The sequence below is a fragment of the Paraburkholderia sp. SIMBA_053 genome (genome assembly GCF_046534895.1).
Lineage (GTDB): Bacteria > Pseudomonadota > Gammaproteobacteria > Burkholderiales > Burkholderiaceae > Paraburkholderia > Paraburkholderia caledonica.
In genome coordinates, this window is sequence record NZ_JAWRXU010000330.1 from 1 (window position 1) to 323 (window position 323).

1 protein-coding gene and 1 pseudogene are annotated in these 323 nt (G+C 59.8%); both read right to left on the bottom strand.

Annotated elements, in window-relative coordinates:
- Positions 1-165: pseudogene (locus SB753_RS35865) on the bottom strand (DUF4142 domain-containing protein); the annotation flags it as partial.
- Positions 166-247: 82 nt separating this feature from the next.
- Positions 248-323 (bottom strand): four-helix bundle copper-binding protein (locus SB753_RS35870; protein ID WP_410804847.1); only part of this gene is annotated, 76 nt, incomplete at its 5' end.

Consider the following 323-nt stretch of genomic DNA (forward strand, 5'->3'; position numbering starts at 1 on the left):
GGCATCGATTTCGGTCGAACCGGACATCGACGCTGCCTGCACGAATTCCTTGTCTTGAGGTGGCAGGTCGTTTGCCATAGTCGTGCTCGCCGCCTGTGTCTGCGCGAAGGCAGGCAACGCGACCAGGGCGAGCGTCATCGGCAGAGAAAGCACTTTCGTTTTCATTGGATTTCCCTCAGGGATTGATGAGGTGATCGGCAAGCAGCAATGCGAATGCCGCATCCGATGTCGTTTGGCGCGCGTCTGTTCAAAGTGCCCGACACGCTTCGCCGCACCCGCGGCATGCATCACTGCATGCCTGACAGTGATCGGCCGGATGCCGG